This window comes from Bradyrhizobium sp. 187 (genome assembly GCF_023101005.1).
GTDB lineage: Bacteria > Pseudomonadota > Alphaproteobacteria > Rhizobiales > Xanthobacteraceae > Bradyrhizobium > Bradyrhizobium canariense_D.
Genome location: NZ_CP064693.1, coordinates 4,186,964 through 4,208,992 on the forward strand (window position 1 = coordinate 4,186,964; position 22,029 = coordinate 4,208,992).

Annotated in this window: 16 protein-coding genes and 2 tRNA genes; 7 read left to right on the top strand and 11 right to left on the bottom strand. The window is 64.7% G+C overall.

What is annotated here, in order from left to right; genetic code table 11:
• Window positions 1-54: 54 nt before the first annotated feature.
• Genes ihpA through IVB19_RS20065 form a run of 4 tightly spaced genes read left to right on the top strand, consistent with a single transcriptional unit; the run spans window position 55 to window position 6,491 of the window.
• Window positions 55-1,329, top strand: coding sequence for a divalent metal ion exporter subunit IhpA (ihpA, locus tag IVB19_RS20050; protein WP_247362607.1), 1,275 nt, complete (start codon window positions 55-57; stop codon window positions 1,327-1,329).
• Window positions 1,326-2,315, top strand: coding sequence for a divalent metal ion exporter adaptor subunit IhpB (gene ihpB / locus IVB19_RS20055; RefSeq protein WP_247819836.1), 990 nt, complete (start codon window positions 1,326-1,328; stop codon window positions 2,313-2,315). Before ihpA ends, ihpB begins: the two co-directional genes overlap by 4 nt.
• Window positions 2,308-5,526, top strand: coding sequence for an efflux RND transporter permease subunit (locus IVB19_RS20060; protein WP_247440743.1), 3,219 nt, complete (start codon window positions 2,308-2,310; stop codon window positions 5,524-5,526). The genes ihpB and IVB19_RS20060 overlap by 8 nt, the downstream gene beginning before the upstream one ends.
• Window positions 5,527-5,528: 2 nt before the next feature.
• Window positions 5,529-6,491 (top strand): cation diffusion facilitator family transporter, encoded by a 963-nt coding sequence (locus IVB19_RS20065; RefSeq protein ID WP_247385794.1) that lies wholly within the window; start codon window positions 5,529-5,531, stop codon window positions 6,489-6,491.
• A gap of 79 nt (window positions 6,492-6,570) precedes the next feature.
• Here IVB19_RS20065 and IVB19_RS20070 read toward each other — a convergent pair whose 3' ends face one another.
• The 8 genes from IVB19_RS20070 to IVB19_RS20105 all read right to left on the bottom strand — a co-directional run bounded on the left by IVB19_RS20070 (window position 6,571) and on the right by IVB19_RS20105 (window position 15,207).
• On the bottom strand, window positions 6,571-7,431 hold the full coding sequence (locus IVB19_RS20070; RefSeq protein ID WP_247385793.1) for a class I SAM-dependent methyltransferase: 861 nt from the start codon (window positions 7,429-7,431) through the stop codon (window positions 6,571-6,573).
• A 128-nt stretch (window positions 7,432-7,559) separates the two neighbouring features.
• Window positions 7,560-7,636 (bottom strand) — tRNA-Val (locus IVB19_RS20075).
• Window positions 7,637-7,699: 63 nt separating this feature from the next.
• Window positions 7,700-8,104, bottom strand: a complete 405-nt coding sequence (locus IVB19_RS20080; protein WP_018455108.1) for a GFA family protein — start codon at window positions 8,102-8,104, stop codon at window positions 7,700-7,702.
• A gap of 87 nt (window positions 8,105-8,191) precedes the next feature.
• Window positions 8,192-10,615 carry an endopeptidase La gene (lon, locus tag IVB19_RS20085; protein WP_018455109.1) on the bottom strand — a complete coding sequence of 808 codons (2,424 nt, stop codon included), beginning with the start codon at window positions 10,613-10,615 and terminating at the stop codon, window positions 8,192-8,194.
• Between the two features lie 322 nt (window positions 10,616-10,937).
• Window positions 10,938-12,209, bottom strand: a complete 1,272-nt coding sequence (gene clpX / locus IVB19_RS20090; protein ID WP_007603503.1) for an ATP-dependent Clp protease ATP-binding subunit ClpX — start codon at window positions 12,207-12,209, stop codon at window positions 10,938-10,940.
• Window positions 12,210-12,649: 440 nt separating this feature from the next.
• Window positions 12,650-13,285: an ATP-dependent Clp protease proteolytic subunit gene (locus IVB19_RS20095; protein ID WP_007611005.1), complete on the bottom strand. Its 636-nt coding sequence runs from the start codon at window positions 13,283-13,285 to the stop codon at window positions 12,650-12,652.
• Window positions 13,286-13,587: 302 nt separating this feature from the next.
• Entirely contained in the window at window positions 13,588-14,949 is a 1,362-nt protein-coding gene (gene tig, locus IVB19_RS20100) for a trigger factor (protein ID WP_247819837.1), read from the bottom strand.
• Between the two features lie 173 nt (window positions 14,950-15,122).
• A tRNA-Leu gene (locus IVB19_RS20105) sits at window positions 15,123-15,207 on the bottom strand.
• A gap of 153 nt (window positions 15,208-15,360) precedes the next feature.
• Here IVB19_RS20105 and IVB19_RS20110 point away from each other — a divergent pair.
• Window positions 15,361-16,665, top strand: coding sequence for a multicopper oxidase family protein (locus tag IVB19_RS20110; RefSeq protein WP_247819838.1), 1,305 nt, complete (start codon window positions 15,361-15,363; stop codon window positions 16,663-16,665).
• Between the two features lies 1 nt (window position 16,666).
• On the opposite strand, the gene IVB19_RS20115 is transcribed toward IVB19_RS20110, so the two are convergent.
• A complete protein-coding gene (locus IVB19_RS20115) occupies window positions 16,667-17,107 on the bottom strand; it encodes a GNAT family N-acetyltransferase (protein ID WP_204511359.1) in 441 nt (146 codons plus the stop codon).
• Entirely contained in the window at window positions 17,107-18,606 is a 1,500-nt protein-coding gene (locus tag IVB19_RS20120; protein ID WP_247819839.1) for an NAD(P)H-hydrate dehydratase, read from the bottom strand. The genes IVB19_RS20115 and IVB19_RS20120 overlap by 1 nt, the downstream gene beginning before the upstream one ends.
• 380 nt (window positions 18,607-18,986) lie before the next feature.
• Here IVB19_RS20120 and IVB19_RS20125 point away from each other — a divergent pair, with 380 nt between their 5' ends.
• Window positions 18,987-19,325, top strand: a complete 339-nt coding sequence (locus IVB19_RS20125; RefSeq protein ID WP_007603495.1) for a P-II family nitrogen regulator — start codon at window positions 18,987-18,989, stop codon at window positions 19,323-19,325.
• Between the two features lie 149 nt (window positions 19,326-19,474).
• The gene (gene glnA / locus IVB19_RS20130) at window positions 19,475-20,884 is read left to right on the top strand and encodes a type I glutamate--ammonia ligase (RefSeq protein ID WP_007603494.1); all 1,410 of its coding nucleotides are present in this window, start codon (window positions 19,475-19,477) and stop codon (window positions 20,882-20,884) included.
• Between the two features lie 318 nt (window positions 20,885-21,202).
• Here glnA and IVB19_RS20135 read toward each other — a convergent pair whose 3' ends face one another.
• A complete protein-coding gene (locus IVB19_RS20135) occupies window positions 21,203-21,976 on the bottom strand; it encodes a gamma-glutamyl-gamma-aminobutyrate hydrolase family protein (protein WP_018455114.1) in 774 nt (257 codons plus the stop codon).
• Between the last annotated feature and the right edge of the window lie 53 nt (window positions 21,977-22,029).

Below are 22,029 nucleotides of genomic sequence, written 5' to 3' on the forward strand. Positions count from 1 at the left end.
GGATTGGTCGGGCGCCACGAGCGTCCATTCGGTTCATCCTCACAGGTCGGTTTCATGTTTTTCAGGGGAATGGCCGCGCGCCTGGCGTGCGCGGCAGCGTGTCTGATTGCCGGATCGGCGCTTGCGCCATCTCACGCCCAGACTCTGACGATGCGGAGCGCGCTTTCGCGCGCGCTGGCCGCGAGCCCGCGGCTGACCGCGGCGGAGCGCGATGTCGGCATCGCCACGGGCCAGCGCATCCAGGCAGGTGCGCTTCTCAATCCGGAACTGACCTACGAACAGGACAATTCGTTCGGGTCCGGCATCTATCGCGGCACACGATCGGCCGAGACCACGCTCCAGATCAGCCAGGCCTTCGAGCTGTTCGGCAAGCGCGACGCGCGGATTGCAGCTGGCGTCGCCGGCATCGAGGTCGCCGCGATCCAGCGCAAAGCCGTCAGGCTGGAGGTGCTGTCGGAGACCGCGATCGCCTTCCTCAGCGTGCTCGGCGCACAGCGGCGCATCCAGATCCTCGACGAGCAGATCACCGCCATCGACCGGCTGACGCCGCTTTTGCGCCGACGCGTCGAGGCCGGCGCCTCCTCGCCGGCCGAGACCGGCCGTGCGGAGGTGGCGTCCGCACTGGTGAAGGCCGACCGCGAGCGCTTCAAGGCGACGCTGGCCAGCGCCCGGCGCGAGCTTGCGGTCCTGATGGGCGACGCGGCACCGAAATTCGGCGAGGTCTCCGGCCGGCTCGACACCATGGGACGGCCCCCGACATTCCAGTCGGTCGTCGCCGCGATCGATGCCAATCCGCAGCTGGTGCGCTGGACCGCGATCTATGCCCAGCGCAACGCCGAGCTGTTGCTGGCGCGGCTGCGGCCCTATCCCAACGTGCGGATCGCCGCCGGCTGGCGCCATTTCAACGAGACCAACGACGACGCGGCGCGCCTCACCGTCTCGGTGCCGATCCCCGTGTTCGACCAGAACCAGGGCAATATCCTTTCGGCCCAGGAAAGCCTCGCCAAGACCAAGGCCGAGCGCGAGGCCAACCGCAACACGCTGATCGTGGTCGCCGGCCGCGCCTACGACTCGCTCCAGGGCTCGCTGCGCGAGCTCGCGGTGCTGCGCGAGAGCGCCATTCCCAAGGCCACCGAAGCCTCGGACGCCATCGCGCAAGGCTACGGCCAGGGCCGCTTCAGCCTGCTCGAAGTGCTCGATGCCCAGGCCAGCGTCACCCAGGCGCGGCTGCGCGAGCAGGAGGCGCTGCAGAATTTCCACGCGGGGGTGGCGACCATCGAAGGGCTCGTCGGCAATCCCTTTACGCTGGCGCGGGAGAGCGCACGATGAAGACGTCCTCCACCATCCTCGTCGCATTCGTTGCCGCCGCACTTGGCGTCGCACTTGGCGCTTACGGCTTTTCCCTGCTCGGCCCGGCCAGGGTCGAGCATGCCGAACACGCCGCGGACAAGAAGCCGGAGAAGCCGAACGACCATGTCGAGCAGGACGAGCACGGCGCCGACCGGATCCGCATCTCCGACGTCAAGCTCGCCGCCGCAGGCGTGACGCTGGCGGAAGCCGCGAGCGTCACGCTGACCGACACGCTCGCCTTCAACGGCATCCTGCGCGCCAACCAGGAAGCCGTGGTGCAGGTGACGCCGCGCTTTCCGGGCGTCGCCAAATCGATCCAGAAGCGCATCGGCGACGAGGTCGGCAAGGACGATCTGCTCGCCGCGATCGAGAGCAACCAGAGTCTCTCCGTCTACGAGCTCAAGGCGCCGCTTGCCGGCACCGTCATCGAGCGGCAGATTTCGCTCGGCGAATACGCCTCCGAGCAGAAGCCGGCCTTCGTCGTCGCCGACCTCTCCACTATCTGGGTCGATCTGTCGATCTATCGCCAGGATCTGCGGCGCGTTCGTCTCAACGACGAGGTGCTGATCGATCCCGACGACGGCCGCGGCGAGATCAAGGGCACGATCGCCTACATGGCCCCGATCGGCTCGAGCGAGACCCAGACGGCGCTGGCGCGCGTGGTGCTGCCAAATCCGGACGGGCGCTTGCGTCCCGGCCTGTTTGTCACGGCACGGCTGATCCTCGCCGCCCGCAACGTCGCGGTCGCGGTGCGCAAAAGCGCGATCCAGACGCTGGAGAACAGGACTATCGTGTTCGTTCGTGAGGACGGCGACAAGATCGAGGCGCGCCCGGTGGAGCTTGGCGATTCCGACCCGCGCCATGTCGAGATCAAGGCCGGTCTATCGGCCGGCGAGCATTACGTCGCGGAAAACAGCTTCGTCGTGAAGGCGGAGATGGGCAAGGGCGAGGCCGAGCATGATTGAGCGTCTCATCGCGGTCTCGCTGCAGCAGCGCTGGCTGGTCCTGCTGCTCGCGCTCGGCGCCGTCGCTTTCGGAGCGTGGAATTTCCAACGCCTTCCGATCGACGCCGTGCCTGACATCACCAACGTCCAGGTCCAGATCAACACCCGCGCCCCCGGCTATTCGCCGCTGGAAACCGAGCAGCGCATCACCTTCCCGGTCGAGACCGCGATGGGCGGGCTGCCCAAGCTCGACTACACGCGCTCGCTGTCGCGCTACGGCCTGAGTCAGGTGACCGTCGTCTTCAAGGACGGCACCGACATCTATTTTGCCCGCCAGCTCGTCGGCGAACGGATCCAGCAGGTGAAGGACCAGCTTCCGGCCGGCGTCGAGGTCGCGATGGGACCGGTCTCGACCGGGCTCGGCGAAATCTTCATGTACACCGTCGAGGCCAAGGCGGGCGCGAAGACGCAAGGCGGCCACGACTATTCGCTGACCGACTTGCGCACCGTGCAGGACTGGATCATCAAGCCGCAGCTTCGCAACGTGCCGGGGGTGATCGAGGTCAACACCATCGGCGGCTTCGAGCGGCAATTCCATGTGCTCCCCGATCCCGGCAAGCTGATGGCCTACCGGCTCGGCTTTCGCGACGTCATGACGGCGCTCGCCGCCAACAATGCCGATGTCGGCGCCGGCTATATCGAGCGCAACGGCGAGCAATATCTGGTTCGCTCGCCGGGCCAGGTCGGCAATGTCGGCGAAATCAGGGACATCGTCATCGGCTCGCGCGGCGGCAATCCCGTCAGGATCAGGGATATCGCGACCGTCACCGAAGGCCGCGATTTGCGCACGGGAGCCGCAACGCGCGATGGCGAGGAAACCGTGCTCGGCACCGCCATGCTTTTGATCGGCGAGAACAGCCGCACCGTGGCGCGCCGTGTCGCGGCCCGGCTGGAGGATATCGCCAAATCGCTGCCCGACGGCGTCGTGACGCGGACCGTCTACGACCGCACCGATCTGGTCGAAGCCACCATCCGCACCGTCGAGAGCAATCTGCTGGAAGGCGCGGCCCTGGTCGTGGCCGTGCTGTTCCTGATCCTCGGCAACATCCGCGCCGCGCTGGTGGTGGCTTGCGTCATTCCGCTGTCCATGGCCATGACGGTCACCGGCATGGTCGAGGCCAAGGTCAGCGCGAACCTGATGAGCCTGGGTGCAATCGATTTCGGCATCATCGTCGACGGCGCCGTGATCATCGTCGAGAACTGCCTGCGCATGCTGGCCGAGGTCCAGCGCGAGAAAGGCGGCCTGCTCACGATCTCCGAACGGCTGCGCGCGATCCGGAGTGGGTCGAGCGAGGTGATCAAGCCGAGCCTGTTCGGAACGCTGATCATCGCAGTGGTCTACCTGCCGGTGCTGACGCTGACCGGCGTCGAGGGCAAGATGTTCACGCCGATGGCCCTGACGGTGCTGATGGCGCTGGGTGCCGCGGTGCTGTTCTCCATCACCTTCGTGCCGGCGGCGGTTGCCATCTTCGTCACCGGCAAGGTGTCCGAACACGAAAACCTGTTCATGCGGCTGGCGAAGCGCGCCTATCTCCCCGTGCTCCGGCTGGCGATCGACCATCGCCTCGGCGTCGCAATCATGGCCGCCATCATCGTGGTCGCAAGCTGCGTTGCCGCCGCGCGCATGGGCGGCGAGTTCATCCCGAGCCTGGACGAAGGCGACGTCGCGCTGGCCTCGATCCGGATTCCCGGCACCAGCCTGACCCAGTCGCTGGACCTGCAAAAGGCGCTGGAAAAGCGCGTCAAGCAGATTCCGGAGGTGAAGGAGTTCTTCACCCGCATCGGCACCGCCGAGATCGCAACCGACCCGATGTCGCCGGCACAGACCGACGGCTACATCATGCTGAAGCCGCGCGCCGGATGGCCCGACCCTGGCAGCTCCAAGGCCGAGGTGATCGAGGCCATCGCCCGTGCCGCTGACGACATCCCCGGCAGCGCCTATGAGATCTCCCAGCCGATCCAGTTCCGCGTCAACGAGTTGATCTCCGGCGTGCGAAGCGACGTCGGCGTCAAGATCTTCGGCGACGACCTCGAGATCCTGCAAGGCGCGGCAAAACAGGTCGAAGCCGCGATCCGCGGCATCCGCGGCGCCAGCGACGTCAAGATCGAGCAGGTCTCGGGCCTGCCGATCCTCACCGTCCGCCTCGACCGCCAGGCGCTCGCCCGGTATGGGCTCAGCATCAGCGAGGTGCAGGGCATCGTCGAGATCGCGGTCGGCGGCAAGTCGGCCGGCAAGCTGTTCGAGGGCGACCGCCGCTTCGACATCGTCGTGCGCCTGCCGGAACATCTGCGCGGCGATCTCGAGGTCATCCGGGCGATCCCGATCCCGCTGCCGCCGGGTGAGGAAGCAGCAATCGGCGCGCCAATCCGGACCGCATTGCCCGCCCCTCCCCTTGCCCAGATGCGCTATGTGCCGCTGTCGTCGGTCGCAACCGTCGAAGCGACGCCTGGCCCGAACCAGATCAGCCGCGAGAACGGCAAGCGGCGCATTGTGGTCACCGCCAATGTCCGCGCGCGCGATCTCGGCTCCTTCGTCACCGAGGCCGAGGCAGCCGTCGCGGAGAAGGTCAAGCTGCCGCCGGGCTACTGGATCGGCTGGGGCGGACAGTTCGAGCAATTGGTCTCCGCCACCAAGCGGCTGACGCTCGTGGTGCCGTTGGCGCTGCTGCTGGTCTTCCTGCTGCTGTTCATGGGCATGGGATCGGCGGCTGATGCGGCGCTCGTGTTCTCCGGCGTGCCGCTGGCACTGACCGGCGGCGTCATGGCGCTGCTGCTGCGCGGTATTCCGCTGTCCATCAGCGCCGGCGTCGGCTTCATCGCACTGTCGGGCGTCGCTGTCCTCAACGGGCTCGTCATCATCGCCTTCATCGAGCGGCTGCGCAGCGAGGGCCAACCCGTTGCCGACGCGGTGCGCGAGGGCGCGCTGACACGCCTGCGTCCGGTGCTGATGACGGCGCTGGTCGCGTCCCTCGGCTTCGTGCCGATGGCTCTTGCCACTGGGGCCGGCGCCGAGGTGCAGCGGCCGCTCGCGACTGTGGTGATCGGCGGTATCATCTCCTCAACCGTGCTGACGCTGCTGGTGCTGCCGGCGCTCTACGTGCTGTTCCGCCGTGACGGGGCTGCCGAAACGCCTACAATGGCGCCTGATTTGGCAGCGTCCAGGGAGCGATAGAGGTGGGCAGCCACGACCATCACGGCCATCATCGCGATGATCATAGCCACGGCCATGATCACGATCATGGTGGCCACGCCCATGCCCATGCGCCCGCCAGTTTCGGCAAGGCGTTCGCAATCGGCATCTCACTCAACACCGCGCTGGTCGCGGCGGAGGCCGTCTACGGCTATATCGGCAACTCCACGGCTCTGCTTGCGGATGCCGGCCATAATCTTAGCGACGTGCTCGGCCTGGTCGTGGCCTGGTGCGCGTCGATCGCGGCGCGGCGCGCGCCCAGCGGCCGCTTCACCTATGGCCTGCGCGCCTCCACCATCCTGGCGGCGCTGGCGAACGCGGTGTTCCTGCTGGTCGCAACCGGCGCGATCGGCTGGGAAGCGACTTTGCGCCTGCGGGAGCCGGAGCCGGTCGCCGGCATCACCGTGATGGTGGTCGCCGGCATCGGCATCCTCATCAACGGTTTTACCGCCATGTTGTTCGCGCGCGGTCGCAAGGACGACATCAACATCGAAGGCGCCTATCTGCACATGGCGGCCGACGCCGCGGTCTCGCTCGGCGTCGTCATCTCGGCGGCGCTGATCATCTGGACCGGCTGGCTCTGGCTCGATCCCGTCACCAGCCTCGTCATCTGCGCCACCATCCTCTGGAGCACCACCAGCCTGCTCCGTGGCTCCATCGACATGTCGATGGCGGCGGCGCCCAGGGGCACCGACATTGCCGCGATCAAGATCCTTCTGCTGGAGCGGCCCGGCGTCACTGCGATCCACGATCTCCACGTCTGGCCGATCTCGACCACCGAGACGGCGCTGACTTGCCACCTCGTCATGCCCACCGGCGCCGGCGATGCCTTCCTGATGGAGACGGCGCAGATGCTGAAGCGCTCCCACCGCATCGGCCACACCACCCTTCAGATCGAGACGCATCCGGACAACGGCTGCGCGCTGGCGCCGGATGACGTGGTGTGAGCGACGCAGCGTTGCTGCCTCCGCGGAGAACGGTCTGGATTGCTTCGCTGCGCTCGCAATGATGGGGACAGAGCGACGCCTACGCCGCCTTCGCCGTCACGATCCAGACCGCGCCCTGGAGCGCCACGCTCTGACCCTTCAGGAACGGCGCGAGCGTCTCGCGGATCGAGGCTTTTGCCGCGGCATAGGTCTCCGGCGGATGCCCTTGCAGCGCGCGGCTCGCCGGGCCGATCTGGAGCGAGCCTTCGACCGCGGCATCGAGCCCGCCGCCAATCGCGACGTCCATCGCGAGATTGTGCGGCTCCATCGCGACGTCGACGAAGCCCGCGCCTTTCAGGATGCGCGTCACGCGCTCTTCGGAGGCGAAGGCGAACGGGCCCGGCTCCTCCGGCCCGACCGGCGGCATCTTGGGAACGTGCTTGTAGACCGCCATAAGCGGCGCCATCATCCACGGATTTTCCTTCGGCTCGCGCCAGCAGGCAAACGCCAACCGTCCCGTCGGCTTCAGCGCGCGGCGGAGATTGGTGAAAGACGCGATGGGATCGGCGAAGAACATCACGCCGAACCGCGAGGCCAGCAGGTCAAAGCTCGCCGGCTCGAACGGATGCACCGTCGCATCGGCCAGCACGAAATCGAGCGGCAGGCCTTTTGGCGCAAACGCGCGCGCCTGCGACAGCATCGGCTCGGAGACGTCGAGCCCGAGCGCAAAGCCATCAGGCGCGACATCCTTCGCGAACGCGAACGTCGTCGCACCGGAGCCACAGCCGATGTCGAGGACGCGCTCGCCCGGCTTCGGCCTGGCGCGGGCGATCAGCACGTCGGCAATGGGTCCCAGCAGGCTCTCCTGCGCCGCATGGCGATCGGCCCAGCGCTGCCCGCTGGGGCCATTCCAGTAGGCGATCTGATCGGCGTTCTGCTCGTGTCCGCTTGGTTGTTGCATCAGGGCCTCTGTGGCTCGGTATCGCCCGCCTGCGCCTATCGGCTTCGGCGCGGCAGCCTTCGTTCGCTTCGCGCCAATAACGTGTGAGGCTGGCTCGCCGAGCCGAAGCTCGCGAAGCGAGCAAAGGCTGGTGGGCGGTGAGAGATTCGAACTCCCGACCCTCTCGGTGTAAACGAGATGCTCTAACCAGCTGAGCTAACCGCCCCTCGCCGCTTCTTTATCCCTACCGGCCCCGAACGGGCAAGCGCGGAACGCCAATTCCAGGGCCTCAATCCTGTGGCCGGCCCGGCAGCAGCGGCACCGCGTCGATCCACACCGCCGCCGACTGGCACCAGATCTGCCTGACGGGCCGCAATTTGTCGCGCTGGCGGATGCTGCCCCAGCGGATGCCCCAATCGTCCTCCTGGTCGCCGTCGCCGCTCGTGAACAGCGGGGAACCGCAGTCGGCGCAAAAGTGCTGGAAGCGCATCCGGCCGTTGTCGCCGCGCTTGCCGTAGATCCTGGGCGTGCCGGCAGTCAGGCGGACTTCGGCGCCCGAACAGACGGCCGTCACCCGGAAGGGCGAGCCGGTCAGTGTCTGGCAATCGGTGCAGTGGCAGACCGACACCGTCTCCGGGTCGATCTCGGCTTCAAAGGTAATCTCGCCGCAATGGCATTGCCCGTCGATGTGCATTGTCGTCATCCGCTGCCCAAAACAAAATGCCCCACAAAAAAACGGCGCCCGAAGGCGCCGTTTTATCATCTTTTTCGAGCTGCGATCTCAGTGAGCGGTCAGGCCGCCGGCGGCTTCGTCGCCGTCCGGCTTCACCGTCACCTTGGTGTCCTCTTCCCAGACGATCGGCACTGGCTTCTTGACCAGCGCCTTGGCGACGACGTCGTCGAGGCGCGAGACCGGGATGATCTCCATGCCGCCCTTGATCGCATCGGAAATCTCCGTGAGATCCTTGGCGTTGTCCTCAGGAATCAGCACCGTCTTGATGCCGCCGCGGGCAGCAGCCAGCAGCTTCTCCTTCAGGCCGCCGATCGGCAGCACGCGGCCGCGCAGCGTGATTTCGCCGGTCATCGCGACATCGTGGCGGACCGGGATGCCGGTCATGACCGAGATGATCGCGGTGGCCATCGCCACGCCCGCCGACGGACCGTCCTTCGGCGTCGCGCCTTCCGGCACGTGCACGTGGATGTCGCGCCGGTCGAACAGCGGCGGCTCGATGCCGTAGACGATCGCGCGCGAGCGGACATAGGACGCCGCCGCCGAGATCGATTCCTTCATCACGTCACGCAGATTGCCCGTGACCGTCATCTTGCCCTTGCCGGGCATCATGACGCCTTCGATCGTCAGCAACTCGCCGCCGACATCGGTCCAGGCAAGGCCGGTGACGATGCCGACCTGCGGCTCGCTCTCGATCTCACCGTAGCGGTACTTCGGCACGCCCAGAAGCTCTTCGAGAGTCTTCTCGGTGATCTTGACCGACTTCTTCTTGGAGATCATCAGCTCCTTCACCGCCTTGCGGGCGAGTGTGGAGAGCTCACGCTCCAAATTGCGCACGCCCGCTTCGCGGGTGTAGCGGCGGATCAGAAGCAGCAGCGCGTCGTCGTCGATCGAGAACTCCTTGGAGTCCAGGCCGTGCTTGGACACCGCGGTCGGGATCAAGTGCTTGCGCGCGATCTCGACCTTCTCGTTCTCGGTGTAGCCCGCGATCCGGATGATCTCCATGCGGTCCATCAGCGGTCCCGGAATATTGAGCGTATTCGCGGTCGTGATGAACATCACGTTGGACAGATCGTAGTCGACCTCGAGATAGTGGTCGTTGAAGGTCGCGTTCTGCTCGGGGTCGAGGACCTCGAGCAGCGCCGAGGACGGATCGCCGCGGAAATCGGCGCCCATCTTGTCGATCTCGTCCAGCAGGAACAGCGGATTGGACGACTTCGCCTTCCGCATCGACTGGATGATCTTGCCGGGCATCGAGCCGATATAGGTGCGGCGGTGCCCGCGGATCTCGGCCTCGTCGCGCACGCCACCGAGCGAGACGCGCACGAATTCACGCCCCGTCGCCTTCGCGATCGACTTGCCGAGCGAGGTCTTGCCGACGCCGGGAGGGCCGACGAGGCACAGGATCGGGCCCGTCAGCTTGTTGGCGCGCGACTGTACGGCGAGATACTCGACGATGCGGTCCTTGACCTTCTCCAGCCCGTAGTGATCCGCATCCAGAACCGCCTGCGCGGCTTCCAGATCCTTCTTCACCTTGGACTTCTTGTTCCACGGAATCGACAGCAGCCAATCCAGATAGTTGCGCACGACGGTCGCTTCCGCGGACATCGGCGACATCTGGCGCAGCTTCTTCAATTCATGCTGCGCCTTCTCGCGCGCTTCCTTGGAGAGCTTGGTCTTGGAGATCTTCTCTTCGAGATCGGCGAGCTCGTCGCGACCGTCGTCGTCGCCGAGCTCCTTCTGGATCGCCTTCATCTGCTCGTTGAGATAGTACTCGCGCTGGGTCTTCTCCATCTGGCGCTTGACGCGCGAGCGGATGCGCTTCTCGACCTGGAGCACCGAGATCTCGCTCTCCATCAGGCCCAGCACCTTCTCCAGGCGCTGCGTGACCGACAGCGTCTCCAGGATGCCCTGGCGATCCGCGATCTTGACGGCGAGATGCGAGGCGACGGTGTCGGCGAGCTTGGCAAAATCGGTGATCGCCTGCACGACGCCGACGACCTCGGCCGAGATCTTCTTGTTGAGCTTCACGTAGCTCTCGAAGTCGGACACGACGGAGCGCGCCATGGCCTCCGCCTCGACCGACTTCGCATCGGTATCGGCGAGCGCAATCGCGGTCGCTTCGTAATAGTCGGCGCGATCGGTGTACTTCTGCACGCGCGCCCGCTCGAGCCCTTCGACCAGCACCTTCACAGTGCCGTCGGGAAGCTTCAAAAGCTGGAGCACGCTGGCAAGCGTACCGGTCTCGTAAATGGAATCGGGTGCCGGATCATCGTCGGACGCGTTCTTCTGGGTCGCGAGCATGATCAGCGCGTCGTTCTTCATCACCTCTTCGAGCGCGCGGATCGACTTCTCGCGGCCGACGAAGAGCGGAACGATCATGTGCGGGAAGACGACGATGTCGCGCAGGGGCAGCACGGGATAGGCGTGCGTTTCGCCATGGACGATGGTTGGCCTGGGTTTTGGATTGGTCATGGCCTTTTCCTTTTGCTTTGCCCCCTTGCACGCAGCCCGCCATGCTCATGCGCAACCGCCACAAGGTGCCGAGGTGACCCGCAATACCGATCGCTCCTTTTGAGGTTGGACCGGCTTGCCGAATCGGAACTGAGGCGAATCTTGAAGAGAATTTTTACTCGCCGCCGACATTAGGTGGCTATCGACCCGGGGGGTGTCAAGTCATTGAAAGACGCGCGCCATCAGGCGCTTACGCACGCAAATAAGCGACGCAACACCGGCTGCGGAGATACTTTCCGCAGCCCCTGCTTGAGGAGACGATTGGAGCGTTCCAGCGCCGAAATCAGGCGCTGGCGTTCTCGACGGCGCGATCGGACCGATCGGCGTAGATGTAGAGCGGACGCGCCGTTCCTTCCACGACTTCGCGGGAAATCACGACTTCTTCCACACCTTCGAGGCCCGGCAGGTCGAACATGGTCTCGAGCAGGATCGCCTCGAGGATTGAACGCAGCCCCCGCGCACCGGTCTTGCGCTCGATCGCCCTGCGGGCAACCGCGCCAAGCGCCTCGTCGGCGAAGGTCAGCTCGATGTTCTCCATCTCGAACAGCCGCTGGTACTGCTTCACCAGCGCGTTCTTCGGCTCGACCAGGATCTTCTTGAGCGAAGCCTCGTCCAGATCCTCCAGCGTCGCCACGACGGGCAGACGGCCGACGAATTCCGGGATCAGGCCGTACTTCAGGAGATCCTCAGGCTCGACATGACGGAAGATTTCGCCGGTGCGGCGGTCTTCCGGTGCGAGCACCTGAGCGGCGAAACCGATCGAGGTCGAACGTCCGCGTGCCGAGATGATCTTTTCGAGGCCCGAGAACGCACCACCGCAGATGAACAGGATATTGGTGGTGTCCACCTGCAGGAACTCCTGCTGCGGATGCTTGCGGCCGCCCTGCGGCGGGACCGAAGCCACCGTGCCTTCCATGATCTTGAGCAGCGCCTGCTGCACGCCCTCACCCGACACGTCGCGCGTGATCGAGGGATTGTCGGACTTGCGGCTGATCTTGTCGATTTCGTCGATGTAGACGATGCCGCGCTGGGCACGCTCGACATTGTAGTCGGCGGCCTGGAGCAGCTTCAGGATGATGTTCTCGACGTCCTCGCCGACATAGCCGGCTTCGGTCAGCGTCGTCGCATCCGCCATCGTGAACGGCACGTCCAGGATGCGGGCGAGCGTCTGCGCGAGCAGCGTCTTGCCCGAGCCGGTCGGACCGATCAGCAGGATGTTCGACTTCGCAAGCTCGACGTCGTTGTGCTTGGTCTGGTGGTTGAGGCGCTTATAGTGATTGTGCACCGCGACCGAGAGGACCTTCTTCGCATGGTTCTGGCCGATCACGTAATCGTCCAGCACCTTGCAGATTTCCTTCGGCGTCGGAATCCCGTCGCGCGACTTCACCAGCGAGGATTTGTTCTCCTCGCGAATGATGTCCATGCAGAGCTCAACGCACTCGTCGCAAATGAAGACCGTGGGACCCGCGATCAGTTTGCGCACTTCGTGCTGGCTCTTGCCGCAGAACGAGCAATACAGCGTGTTCTTGGAGTCGCTCGTGCCGACCTTACTCATTCATGTCTCCGTCCGCGGTTCGATCCCGTCCGCTCGATCGCCCTATTCCGGCACGACAGCCGGTACAGTCCTTCAAATAGAGCAAATTCCGTACCAAAAAAGACCCTACGCGTTACATGCCGTGCGAATCGCGGTCATTCGATTCCCCGCGATCATAGCCGATCAGTCATAGCGAACCATGCTGGCACCCGACTATCAAGAATTCGCTAATCGGGGGTCGCCGGCTACCCGTGACAATACCGTGATTTCCGGTCTTGGCACGGGCGAAGTGATCGAAATCACCCCGGCGTTGCTGGATTGCCACGAAAAACAAGCACGAAAGCGGAACTTTCTGCCTGTCGCAGGGCGCAAAAGTGCGTTTTGCGACGCGCGCACGTGTCCTTAACGTGAACGCTCCCTGATGTGCCCGCGGTCCCAGAGGGATTGCCGGCACAGTAGTGCTACGGGGTCTTCGGCGACGCGGTTTCCTCGGCGCGCTTGTCGATCACCCTGTCGACCAGGCCGAACTCCTTGGCGTCGCTCGCGGTCAGGAACTTGTCGCGTTCCAGCGCGTCCTCGATCGCCTTGTAGGTCTGGCCGGTGTGCTTCACGTAGATCTCGTTGAGCCGCTTCTTCAGGTTCAGGATTTCCTGGGCGTGCAGCATGATGTCGGTGGCCTGGCCCTGGAAGCCGCCGGAGGGCTGATGCACCATGATGCGCGCGTTCGGCAGCGAGAAGCGCATGTCCTTCTCGCCGGCGCAGAGCAGCAGCGAGCCCATCGAGGCGGCCTGGCCGGTGCACAGCGTCGAGACCGGCGGACGAATGAACTGCATGGTGTCGTAGATCGCGAGGCCCGACGTCACCACGCCGCCCGGCGAGTTGATGTACATCGAGATTTCCTTCTTCGGATTTTCCGCCTCAAGGAACAACAGCTGCGCGACGATCAGCGTCGACATGCCGTCCTCGACCGGCCCGGTCAGGAAGATGATGCGCTCTTTCAGAAGGCGCGAGAAAATGTCGTAGGCGCGCTCGCCACGGTTGGTCTGCTCGACCACCATGGGCACGAGGTTCATGTAGGTTTCAACCGGATCGCGCATGAGTCACCTAGGGTTTTGAAGAGGCGGACATCGCCAGGCCCGGCTGCCAGTCGGGGCTGGATCTGCCGGAAGGCCGATGGACGTCCCGTGATGCAGGAACTTGGAAGCAGAGGGCGTAGCGACAGATATAGCCCAATTCGCGCCTGACAAGTGCGGAGCGAATTAAGGCTTAATCCGTGAGGCAGTTGAAGCTGATTCGTACAAAGAGGCCCAGCCGGCCACCTGGCTAGCTCGACCTCTTCGCTGATCATCCTTAATGCAAGGCTATCCTGGAGGCTCTCCTAAAGGCTCTTCTGGAGCCCTCAGGCCGCGGTCTTTTCCGCCTCGTCGTCCATGTAGAGATCGTCGCGCGAGACCTTCTTCTCGGTCACCTTGGCAAGCTCGAGGATGAAGTCGACGACCTTGTCCTCATAGATCGGTGCACGAAGCTGGGCCAACGCTTGGGCGTTGCTGCGGTAATAGTCCCAGACCTCCTTCTCGCGGCCCGGCATCGAGCGCGCCCGCTCGATCACGGCGCGGCCGACCTCGTCATCGGTCACGGAGATCTTGTTCTTCTCGCCGATCTCCGAGAGCACGAGGCCGAGCCGCACGCGACGATCGGCGATCTTGCGGTACTCTTCCTTGGCGGCGTCTTCAGTGGTGTCTTCGTCGGCGAAGGTCTTGCCGGCGGAGTCCATCTCGGCCTTCACCGAGTTCCACATCAGATTGAACTCCTCGTCGACCAGCGAGGGCGGAGCCTCGAAGCGATGGGCCTCGTCGAGGCGGTCGAGCAGCGCGCGCTTGACGCGCTGGCGGGTCGCGGTCGCGAATTCGGCCACCAGCCGCTCGCGCGCCGCTTCCTTCAGCTTGTCCAGCGATTCCAGGCCGAGCGTCTTCGCGAACTCGTCGTCGATCGCGAGATCCTGCGGCGCCTCGATCAGCGTCGCGGTGGTCTCGAACTCGGCCGGCTGGCCGGCAAGCTTGTCGTTCATGTAGTTCTTGGGGAACGCCACCTTCAGCGTGCGGGTCTCGTTGGCGGCGATGCCGATGAGCTGCTCTTCGAAGCCGGGGATGAAGGTGTTGGATCCGATCACCACCTGGATGCCCTCGCCGGCGCCGCCTTCGAAGGCTTCGCCGTTGATGGTGCCCTTAAAGGCGACGGTGACGCGATCACCCGATTCGGCCTTGGCGCCCTCGCCCTTCGCGGCATAGCCACGGTTCGAATCGGCGATGCGCTTGATCGCCTCGTCGACGTCGGCGTCGGTGACTTCGGCCACGGGCTTTTCGACCTCGAAGGTCTTGAAGTCGGCGAGCGCAATCGACGGCACCACCTCGATCGCAACCGTGTAGGTCAGATCGGTTTTGCCGTTGAGCAGCTCCTCGACCTCGGCCTGCTCGGTCGGCATGGTGATCTTCGGTTCGGTCGCCAGGCGGAAGCCGCGCTCGGAGAACAGCTGAGTGTTGGTGTCGCGGATGGTCTGGTCGATGGTCTCGGCCATCACCGAGCGGCCATAGACCTTCTTGAGGTGCGTGACCGGCACCTTGCCGGGACGGAAGCCGTTGATGCGAACCTTGTCCTTGAGGTCGACGAGCTTGGCACCGGCCTTGGCGTCGAGATCAGACGCGGGAACGCTGATCTTGAACTCGCGCTTCAAACCTTCCGAGAGGGTTTCTGTGACCTGCATGGTGTCCAATCTTCTTCTCGTTCGGTCCCGGCGCGCATGCGTCGGGACGCTGTCATTAATCGATCCGGCGCGAGGCGAACGCCTCAACGCCGGTGGTTCATCGGACCGACTTCCGGCGGACAAACATCCGCGCGGGAGCAGATCGCGTAATCCGTGCAAACGCTGAAAGCGCTTGGTGCGGGCGGAGGGACTCGAACCCCCACAACTTTCGTCACTGGAACCTAAATCCAGCGCGTCTACCAGTTCCGCCACGCCCGCGTAAATTTGCATCAAGACCGGCCGCGATGCCGCGGGCGGCGGGCTTATAGCATGTGCCCGCCTGTTCGCAGCAAAAAAATGGCCCGATAGAGGCAGGCTTCACCTAGGCACGACGGCTGGACTTATCCAGCACGGCGTGGTCCGGATCGGCCCATGAAAACGCGGATCTTCGACCTGACGAGGCGCGAGGTTTTGGCCGGATTTGGCGCCTCTGCGGCCGGGCTGACGGCGGGCGGCGCAGTCCCGGCCGTGACCGCCCAACTCGCGCTTCAGGCAAGGCCGGCAACGCTGGCTCTGAGGTCGGGGCAGCCGGCTACACCCATCTGGGAGCTGGCCGCCGTCAGCCATCTCGGGGATGTCCGCCTCAAACGTGGCGACCGCTGCGAGGTGGTCTTCCGCAACGACCTGCCTGTGCCGCTTGCACCAGTTTGGTACGGCCTCAATGGCCCGGCCGCGGCCGACCCGCTTCGGGGTCGCGCACCGACGGCCCCGGACGCGACGGAAACATCAGTCATTTCAGTGCCAACCGCGGGAACCCTGTTGGCCGACTTCCGGCTGTTCGAGGACGGCCTGAAGCAGCCCGCGCGCCCCCTTCCGATCATCGCCACCGAGACCAACACGGTCGCCGCCGATCGCGACGTGGTCCTCTTGATCGAGGAGTGGCGGCTGCGGCCGGATGGGACCGCACTTGCCCCGGGCCGGGAGCCGAAGGACACATCCCCGCTCTATACAATCAACGGAACGACTTCATTCGAACTCTCAGCTTCAGCAAATGAGCGGCTGCGGCTGCGCTTTATCAACGGCTCGCAACGTTCTGTTCTGGCGATCAAATTGGAAAGTCACGAGGTCCACGTGGTGGCCTTGGACGGACAGCCGGCTGAGCCGTTCCCGGCTCGCAACGGCGCGCTGGTGCTGGCTCCCGGCGCACGCGCCGACGCCTTCGTGGATGCGGCCACATCGGCCCCATTCCTGCTGCATGACGGCAAGGAGGCGCGCCAGGTCGGCCGCCTGATGGTCTCCGGCAAGCTTGAGCGGCGTGCGCCGCCGTTGCCGCTCTTGCCACTCCCTCCGAATGACCTGCCCGACCGGCTCGATCTGAGGGGCGCCCTGCGATTCGATGTCGCTCTCGGGGCAGCCGACGCCGGGTGGGTACGGGCCGCAAATTTCTCGACGTCCTCCGCCCCCGCCTTTCGCACCAAGGCCGGCCGCACCGTCGTGTTGGCCCTCAAGAACCCCGCCTCCGTCGCAACCGTCTTCCATCTCCACGGCCACCATTTCCGCCTGCTCGACAAGCTCGACGACGGCTGGAAGCCCTATTGGCTCGACACGCTCGCGATCGAACCCGGCCAGACCCAGCGCATCGCATTCGCTGCGGCCTCTCCCGGGCGGTGGCTGATCGAATCCGTCGTCACCGACTGGGCCGCGCCGCGGCTGGTGCGCTGGTACGGGGTGGAGTGAGCTATCGGCCACGCGTCCAAAGATAGCGAGCGTCCGGTTCTTTCTCCTCGTTTCGGGTCCCGTTGGTCTGCTCGATCAGCGTGAACCCGCGCGCTTCATAGAAGCGGCGCGCCAACGCGTTGCGCTGGAAGGTCCAGAGCTCCAGCTGTTCGCTGGCCTGCTTGGCGATATCGAGGAGTTCGGTGCCGACGCCGCGCCCTTGAACAGCAGGAAGCACGTAAAGCTGCTCGACCCAGCCGTCACGGACAGCGATGATTCCGCTCAGTACATCGGCATCGAAGCGTCCCCACACGCGGCACGTCGCCAAGACATGCTCGCGGTAGAACCAGCGGTCCTCATCCGGCGTATGCAGCCCAGCAAGCCAGGGCATCGCATGGTCGAATGCTGCCCGGTGAACCTGCGCCGCCGCGCCCATATCGGTGAGCGCGAGCGGCCTGAGCATTAGTACTCGATCCCCAGCGCATGATAGATCCGTCGGTGCACGGCGGGCAGCGTCTCGGTGAGATCCTCCGCGATCAGGCCCGGCCCCGCCTCGCTCGCCGCTTCGCCATGCATCCACACCGCGATGCTGGCGGCTTCGAACGCCGGGACGCCCTGCGCAAGGAGGCCTGCGATGATGCCGGCGAGGACGTCGCCGGCACCCGCGGTGGCGAGCCAGGGCGGAGCGTTGGCGGCGATAGTGGCGCGGCCGTCGGGCGCGGCAATCGTGGTGTCGGCGCCCTTCAGCAGCACGACCGCGCCGGAGCGCTCGGCGGCGGCGCGCACGCGCTCGATCTTCGAGCGCCCCGGATGTTTATTGCTGAGGTCGGAGAACAGCCGCGGGAACTCGCCCTCGTGCGGCGTCAGCACCACCGCCTTGTCCTGCGACGTCTTGATCGATTCGAACAGGCGCTCGGGATTGGCGGCAAAGCTCGTCAGCGCATCCGCGTCGAGCACCAGGCGCCGCTGGGCGTTAAGCGCCGTGTGGACGAGATCGCAGGTGCGCTCGCCGACGCCCGCGCCAGGGCCGATGATGCAGGTGTTGTAACGCTTGTCGCCGAGCAGCTCGCCGAACTCGATGGCGGTATCGACGGGGTGAACCATCACAGCGGTGAGCGCAGCCGCATTGATCGCCAGCGCATCACGCGGCGTGGCCAGAGTCACCAGGCCCGCGCCGGCGCGCAGCGCCCCGCGCGCGGCGAGCCGCGCCGCACCGGTCGCCGCCGCATCGCCCGAGACCGCCAGCACATGACCTCGCGCGTATTTATGGCCGTCGATGCGCGGCACCGGAAAGGCCGAGCCCCAGAAGTCCGGATCGTTCTCAAAAATCTGCGGCGCGATCTCGTCCAGCACCTGCGCCTCGATGCCGATGTCGGCGACGCGGACGTGACCGCAATGCATGCGCCCCGGCAGCAGCAGATGCGCCGGCTTCTTGCGGAAGAAGGTGACGGTCTCGGCGGCGTTCACGGCCACGCCCAGCACGGCCGCGCTGGTGCCGTTGATGCCGCTCGGCAGGTCGACCGCGAGCACCGGCGCACCATTGGCGTTGATCGCCTCGATCATCTCACGCGCCTCGCCCTCGACGGGACGGCTGAGGCCCGCGCCGAACAGCGCATCGATGATCAGCGCCGGTCGCCCGATCGCCTGCGGGTTGAACGGGAGCACCGGGTGTTTCCAACCACGCGCGGCCGAGGCCGCGTCGCCCTGGAGCTGGTCCCGCTCGCACATCAGGATCACCGAGACCTCGCGGCCTTGCGCGGCGAGCTCGGCGGCTGCGACAAAACCGTCCCCGCCGTTGTTGCCCGGGCCGGCCACGATCAGGATTGGCCCCTCCTCCGCCAGCGCGTGGGCGGCCTCGGCGACCGCCTGACCGGCGCTGAGCATCAGCTTGAAGCCGGGGGTGCCTGCCGCAATGCTGAGCTGGTCGGCGCGCTGCATTTCGGCGTTGGTCAGAACTTCCATGCCACTTCCCTGTCCAAAAGCCTTTTCAAGAGGCACGTTCCGCACCGGGCCATCCGACGGAACGACGATCTGCACAGATATTGAACCGTTTGCCTATTTCGTAGTCTGCGGTATTTTGTGCGGGTCGGCGCCACCTATCAGAGCTGCACGTTAAAGGGCTGATAACGCTCCAATAATCAGGGCATTTGCAACTTGGCATAGACCCTGCTTTCGCGGAAGTCGCTTCGGTTCGTCGTGCTCACTGGCATTTATCAGGGTGTGGCCGGCCGTTGTTGCCGGATTGGTCAGGGATCCCGGCATAGCGAAGACAAGATCATGCGTTAAGAAAAGCGCATCCTGACGAAGACGTTGCTATTGTTCGAAAGGCCGGGAGGCGCGCAGTGAAGAAAATCGAAGCCATCATCAAGCCATTCAAGCTCGACGAGGTGAAGGAAGCGCTTCAGGAAGTCGGCCTTCAGGGCATCACCGTCACCGAAGCCAAGGGCTTCGGCCGGCAGAAGGGTCACGCCGAGCTGTACCGCGGCGCAGAATACATCGTCGACTTCCTGCCCAAGGTGAAGATCGAGATCGTGATCGGCGACGATCTGGTCGAGCGCGCCATCGACGCAATCCGCCGCGCCGCGCAAACCGGGCGCATCGGCGACGGCAAGATTTTCGTCTCCAACATCGAAGAGGCGATCCGCATCCGAACCGGCGAATCCGGGCTGGACGCTATCTGAGCCGGGTGCTATCCCGCATTTTGCGACATTCTGACAAGAAATAGGCTGCTTCGGCGGCCTCGTTTTGTTTGTGCCTCGCGCGCCTCAAGAAGCGTGAACACGGTCGCTCGAAGTTTGGAAACCGACCCGCAGAGCCAAAAGGGGTATGCATGAAGACCGCCAAAGACGTCCTGAAATCGATCAAGGACAACGACGTCAAATACGTCGACCTGCGCTTCACCGATCCGCGCGGCAAGTGGCAGCACGTCACCTTCGACATCAGCATGATCGATGAGGACATTTTCGCCGAAGGCACGATGTTCGACGGCTCATCGATCGCCGGCTGGAAGGCGATCAACGAGTCCGACATGTGCCTGATGCCCGATCCGGTGACCGCGACGATCGATCCGTTCTTCGCCGAGACCACCATGGTCATCACCTGCGACGTGCTCGAGCCGACCACCGGCGAGCCCTACAACCGCGATCCCCGCGGCATCGCCAAGAAGGCCGAGGCGATGGTGAAGTCGATGGGCGTTGGCGACACCGTCTTCGTCGGCCCCGAAGCCGAATTCTTCGTGTTCGACGACGTGCGCTTCTCCGCCAATCCCTACAGCACCGGCTTCCGCCTCGACTCCTCGGAGCTGCCGACCAACTCCGACACCGAATATGAAGGCGGCAATCTCGGCCATCGTGTCCGCACCAAGGGCGGCTACTTCCCGGTGCCGCCGCAGGATTCCGTGCAGGACATGCGCTCGGAGATGCTCGGCGCCATGGCCAAGATGGGTGTGAAGGTCGAGAAGCACCATCACGAAGTCGCCTCCGCCCAGCACGAGCTCGGCATGAAGTTCGACACGCTGACGCTGATGGCCGACCACATGCAGATCTACAAATACTGCATCCACCAGGTCGCGCACATCTACGGCAAGACCGCCACCTTCATGCCGAAGCCGGTCTTCGGCGACAACGGCTCGGGCATGCACGTGCACCAGTCGATCTGGAAGGACGGCAAGCCGGTGTTCGCCGGCAACAAATACGCCGACCTGTCGGAGACCTGCCTCCACTACATCGGCGGCATCATCAAGCACGCCAAGGCGATCAACGCCTTCACCAATCCGTCGACCAACTCCTACAAGCGTCTGGTCCCGGGCTATGAGGCTCCCGTGCTGCTCGCCTATTCCGCGCGCAACCGCTCGGCCTCCTGCCGGATCCCCTACACTGCTTCGCCGAAGGCCAAGCGTGTCGAGGTGCGCTTCCCCGATCCGCTCGCCAATCCCTATCTCGGTTTCGCCGCGATGCTGATGGCTGGCCTCGACGGCATCAAGAACAAGATCGATCCGGGTCCGGCGATGGACAAGGACCTCTACGATCTGCCGAAGGAAGAGCTGAAGCAGATCCCGACGGTGTGCGGCAGCTTGCGCGAGGCGCTCGAAAACCTCGACAAGGACCGCGGCTTCCTGAAGAACGGCGGCGTGTTCGACGACGATTTCATCGACGCCTATATCGAGCTGAAGATGACCGAAGTCGCCCGCTTCGAAATGACCCCGCACCCGGTCGAGTTCGAGATGTACTATTCGGGCTAGGCGGCCCGAACGACCACGACGCACGAAAGGCGCCCCTCGGGGCGCCTTTTTTGTGGTCATCGAGTTTCGTTCTGCGTCTGACTCCATTTCGTTCTCAAAGAACGAATCGGAATCGAGAAAACTGGCGCGCATCAATTCTTGATATCTGGTTTATTGCGCCCGAGAGATCGCGAGCGCTGTTGGTAATTCGCAGGATGCATTCAGCGCCGCGAAATCCATCCTGGAGACTAGTTCTCGTGCCTGTTTGCGAAAATCGCCAATCCTCCGCCGCCGGTCGCAACGATCGATAGCCTTATAGGCCTCGGCGCAGCCCCGCAGCTACGCCGCCGCGCGCTGCTTCGCCACCATGGCCTGACCGAACGCCTCGAACAGTTTTCGGTTGATCGGATTGTGCTGCGGGTCGTATTCGGCGTGCCATTGCACGCCGAGCGCAAAGGTCTTGGCTTCCGCGATGCGGATCGCCTCGATGGTGCCGTCCTCGGCAATGCCCTCGATCAGCACGCGCTTGCCGGGATCGAGGATGCCCTGGCCGTGCAGCGAATTGACCCTGATCTTGTCACAGCCGAGCAATTCCGCGAACGCGCCGCCCGGTGTCAGATCGACGTCGTGACGATCGGCGAACACCACTGTCGGGTCGGGATGGATCTCACCATTCTCAAGCCTTGGCATGCGATGGTTCATGCGGCCCGGGATTTCGCGGATCTCGGGATGCAGCGAGCCGCCGAAGGCGACGTTCATCTCCTGGAGGCCCCTGCAGATGCCGAACAGCGGGATACCGCGGGCAACGCAGGCGACCGAGAGCGCCAGCGCCACCTCGTCGCGGTGGATGTCGTAGGGCTCGTGCGCCTCACACGGATCGACGTTGAAACGGGTCGGATGGACGTTGGCGCGGGCGCCGGTGAGCACGATTCCGTCGACGGTATCGAGCAGCGCGCCGATATCGGTGATGTCGGGCGAGCCCGCGAACATCACCGGCAGACCGCCGGAAACCTCGGCCACGGCGCGCAGATTACGCTCGCCGACCATCTGGACCTGAAATCGATTCTCAACGCGATGGGCGTTCCCGATCACGCCGACGACCGGCTTTCTCATCTCCCGTTCAGACCTCTCGCCGAAGACGATTCTCCAAACATGCCCCTGGGGTG